The sequence below is a fragment of the Mycobacterium sp. genome (assembly GCF_040398885.1).
Taxonomy (GTDB): Bacteria; Actinomycetota; Actinomycetes; order Mycobacteriales; family Mycobacteriaceae; genus Mycobacterium.
Window position 1 is genome coordinate 1 of the sequence record NZ_JBBATF010000206.1, and the last position, 4,241, is coordinate 4,241.

General features: G+C 72.1%; 4 protein-coding genes. 2 read left to right on the forward strand and 2 right to left on the reverse strand.

From position 1 onward, the window contains the following. Nucleotides 1-895: PEP/pyruvate-binding domain-containing protein (locus ADBZ5U_RS14700; RefSeq protein ID WP_526811422.1), on the reverse strand; the 895-nt coding region annotated here is incomplete at its 3' end. Nucleotides 896-1,047: 152 nt separating this feature from the next. On the opposite strand from ADBZ5U_RS14700, the gene ADBZ5U_RS14705 reads away from it, so the two are divergent. Next, nucleotides 1,048-2,028 carry an Acg family FMN-binding oxidoreductase gene (locus tag ADBZ5U_RS14705; RefSeq protein WP_526811417.1) on the forward strand — a complete coding sequence of 327 codons (981 nt, stop codon included), beginning with the start codon at nucleotides 1,048-1,050 and terminating at the stop codon, nucleotides 2,026-2,028. Here ADBZ5U_RS14705 and ADBZ5U_RS14710 read toward each other — a convergent pair. Beyond that, nucleotides 2,025-2,645, reverse strand: coding sequence for an SRPBCC family protein (locus ADBZ5U_RS14710; RefSeq protein WP_526811419.1), 621 nt, complete (start codon nucleotides 2,643-2,645; stop codon nucleotides 2,025-2,027). The two genes, ADBZ5U_RS14705 and ADBZ5U_RS14710, sit on opposite strands and share 4 nt — an antisense overlap. A 116-nt stretch (nucleotides 2,646-2,761) precedes the next feature. Here ADBZ5U_RS14710 and ADBZ5U_RS14715 point away from each other — a divergent pair. Then, the coding region (locus ADBZ5U_RS14715; protein ID WP_526811421.1) for an erythromycin esterase family protein at nucleotides 2,762-4,241 on the forward strand (1,480 nt) is incomplete at its 3' end.

Consider the following 4,241-nt stretch of genomic DNA (forward strand, 5'->3'; position numbering starts at 1 on the left):
TCTGGACGATGTAGGTCCTGCCGTCGGCGATCGCCCACTCGGTGTCCTGCGGGCAGCCGGCGTGCCGTTCGCTGCGGACGGCGATATCGGCGATCTCACGGACCTCGTCGTCGCTCAAGACCCGGGCCTGGGCCTGGGTGTCGTCTAGCTCGACGCGCTGATCCCCGCCGTCGGCCCCGCGGACGATCTTGAAAGACTTGTAACCGGTTCGGCGGGAGAGGATCTCACCGTTGCCCTTGGCCACCACATAGGTGTCGGGCTCGACGGACCCGGAGACCACCACCTCGCCCTGCCCGAACGCGCCCTCGACGACCACCCGGTCGGTGGCGTCGGTGGTGGGGTCGGCGGTGAACGCGACCCCGGAGCGCTCGGAGGGAATCATCAGTTGCACCAACACCGCCATCGCGGGGTCGGCGTGCAGACCGCGACCGGCCCGATAGGCCACCACCCGGGGCCCGAACAGCGATGCCCAGCACCGCTGCACCGCATCGATCAGGTCGGCCTCGCCCCTGATGTTGGTGTAGGTCTCGTTCATCCCGGCGAAGGAGGCGTCGGCGCCGTCCTCCCCGGTGGCCGAGGACCGCACCGCCACAAAGGGATTCGACCCCATCGCCCGGTAGGCGGCCAGGATCCGGTCGCGGACCTCCGGCGCCATCCCGGCCCGCATCACCAACGCCTTCATCCTGGCGCACATCTCGTCGAAGCGTTCCGGGTCACCGGCGTGCAGCATGGCCTCCCGGTGGGCGGCGTTGAGTTCGCCGGCGACACCGGCACTGTTCATCGACGTCAGGTAGCCGTCCCGCAGCACCACGAAGCCCGGCGGGACGGGAAGTCCGGCCGCCACCATCTCGCCCATGTTGGCGCCCTTGCCGCCGGCCTCCTCGGCGTCGGCCATACCCAGGTCGGCGATGTCTTCGACGTACACGGGCGATCCCCTCGAGGAAGTCGGTGGCGTCTCGATCCTCCCCCGCCGGGCCCGTCAGCGCGAGGGTACAAAGCCCCGGGCCTATGGTGGAAAGGGGCGGGGCAGGCTCAGGGGGCGGCGGTATGACCGGGGCGGCGATGGACGCGCAGGTGCTGGGCGAGGTGGTGCGGTTGGCCTGCCGGGCGCCCTCGGTGCACAACAGCCAGCCGTGGCGGCTGGTGGCCGAAGCGGGTCGGCTGAGGTTGTTCCTGGAGCCGCACCGGATCCCGCATGCCACCGACCTGTCCGGCCGGGAGTCCATCATCAGCTGCGGCGCGCTGCTGGACCACATCAGGGTCGCCGCGGCGGCGGCCGGGTGGCGGGCCCATGTCGCCCGCTTCCCCAATCCCAACGACCTCGACCATCTGGCCACCCTCGACTTCCGCCGGACGGAGATGGTCGGCGAAGCCGACCGGGCCCTGGCCGGCGCGATCGCGGCCCGGCGCACCGACCGGCTGCCGTTCGCCGCGCCGCCGGGCTGGGAGATCATCGAACCGCTGTTGCGCGGCACCGTCGACCCGGACAGCGCGACGCTGTACGTGCTGCCCGACCCGGTGCGGCCCGAGCTGGCGCGGGCCTCCCGGCTGACCGAGTCGCTGCGCCGCTACGACAACTCCTACCACGCCGAATTACGTTGGTGGACCGGCCCTTCGGAGACCGTCGACGGCATCCCCCGCAGCGCGCTGGCATCGGCCTCCGAAGGCAACCGGGTCGACGTCGGGCGGGCTTTCCCGTCGGACGCGCACTCCGACCGCCGCCCCGAGGTCGGGTGCGACCGCTCGGTGATCGTCGTGCTGTCCACCGACGGCGACGGCCGCCGGGAGGCACTGCGGTGCGGAGAGACGTTGTCCGGCTTGCTGCTCGAGGCCACCGTGGCCGGCCTGGCCACCTGCACGCTGACCCACCTCGTCGAACTGGAGGCGGGCCGCGGCATCGTCCGGGCGCTGACCGGCGGGCCCGGCGACCCTCAGGTGCTCATCCGGATCGGGCAGGCGCCCGCGCCGGCCGACCAGCCGCCGGCCACGCCGCGGCGGCCGCCGGCGGACGTGCTGACCTTCGCCTAAGGTTGCTCCACCCGGCGTTTGACGCCCAGCAGCATCCCGCGCGTCATCAACGCCATCACCGGCCCGACGGCCTCGGCGCCGATGGCCGCACCGGTCGCCCCGGAGCGGGACCGGGTGCGCACCAGCAACCGGCAGCGGTCCTCCCAGCGGGACATCAGGTGGAACGACCACACCGCGTCGACCGGCAGTTCCGGCGGCTGCATCCGCAGCACGATCGACTGTCCCGCGACCAGCTGCACCACCGGCAGGGCCACCCCGTCCCGCAGGCCCATCCAGCCCCGCGGAATGAGCCGGACGGTGTCCCCGACCGCCAGGTTCTGCCACTCCGGGTGGATCCGGTCGGCGTTGCGGTGCTTGATCCCGGCCAGGTTCTCCAGCTTCTCGTAGCTGTACATCCCGGCGCGGTCGTGGCCCATCTGCACCAGCCACGGCCACACCTCGGCGGCCGGGGCCTCGATCCAGATGCCCTCGGTGGTCTGCACCGCCGGTTCGCCCACCAACTCGTCGCCGGGCAGCGGCGTCTCGCATTCCTCCTTGGTGGTGCCCCAGTTCCGGTAATAGCGCCGGGCGGCCACCAACCCCGCCCCGGCAATCGCACTCCCAGCCATCTTCCACATACCGCCAGTCTTACACCGCTGAGGACTTCGGTCGCTGAGGACTTCGGTCCCTTCCGGCCGGCGGCGAGGAATGGTCCGATGGAGTGAGGCGGGGGCCGGACGCTTGGGGAGGGATCATGACGCGCACCACCGGCATTCACCGACAGCAGCCCCGTCGGGTGTTCCGGGACCGCCACGAGGCCGGTCGGGTTCTGGCCGGCATGCTGGGGGCCTACCGCGACAAACCCGGCGTGGTGGTGCTCGGCCTGGCCCGCGGCGGCCTGCCGGTCGCCTACGAGGTGGCCCGCTCGCTGCGCGCGCCGCTGGATGCGTTCATCGTCCGCAAGCTCGGCGCGCCCGGCCACCCGGAGTTCGCGGTCGGCGCGCTGGCCAGCGGCGGCCGGGTGGTGGTCAACGACGACGTGCTGCGCGGCCTGCGGATCACCCCGGAGCAGTTGCGCGAGGTCGCCGAACGGGAGGCGCGCGAACTGATCCGCCGGGAGGCCGCCTACCGCGGCGACCGTCCCCCGCTGGAGGTCACCGGCAAGACGGTGATCCTGGTCGACGACGGCCTGGCCACCGGGTCGTCGATGATGGCGGCCGTGCAGGCGTTGCGCGACTCCCAGCCCGCCGAGATCGTCGTCGCCGTGCCCGCGGCGCCGGAGTCCACCTGCCGCGAGTTCGCCGGGATCGTCGAGGATGTGGTGTGCGCCTCGATGCCGACGCCGTTCCTCGCGGTGGGCGAGTCGTTCTGGGACTTCACCCAGGTGACCGACGCGGAGGTGCGTGAACTCCTCGCCGCACCCACCACCGGGCCCGCCCCGGCGGTGGCGGGCCCGACACCGGCGGAGCTGATCCGCGACGCCGCGATCGACGCGCCGGGCGGGATGCCGCCCCGGGAGGTTCTGGAGGAACTGATCGGCGACGCCCGCGTGGTGCTGATCGGCGAGAGCTCGCACGGCACCCACGAGTTCTACGACGCCCGGGCCGAGATCACCAAGTGGCTCATCGAGGAGAAGGGCTTCAACGGCGTTGCCGCCGAGGCGGATTGGCCCGACGCCTACCGGGTGAACCGGTACGTCCGTGGGCTGGGTGAGGACGGCACGCCCGAGGAGGCGCTGCGCGGATTCGAACGGTTCCCGGGGTGGATGTGGCGCAACACCGTGGTGCGGGACTTCGTCGGCTGGCTGCGCTGGCACAACGGCCGTTGCGCGGCCGACGGCCGGCGGCAGACCGGTTTCTACGGGCTGGACCTGTACAGCCTGCATCGCTCGATGCAGGAGGTGATCGGCTACCTGGATTCGGTGGACCCGGCGGCGGCCGCCCGCGCCCGGGCGCGCTACGCCTGCTTCGACCACTCCGACGGCAACGACGGGCAGGCCTACGGTTACGCGGCCGCGTTCGGCGCCGGCCCGAGTTGCGAGCGGCAGGCCGTCGAACAACTCGTCGAGATGCAGCGCAACGCCGGCGACTATCTGCGCCGGGACGGCGAACTGGCCTACGACGAGTTGTTCTACGCCAGGCAGAACGCGGTGACGGTGCGCAACGCCGAGGCCTACTACCGGGGCATGTTCGGCGGCCGGGTGACGTCGTGGAACATGCGCGACAAGCACATGG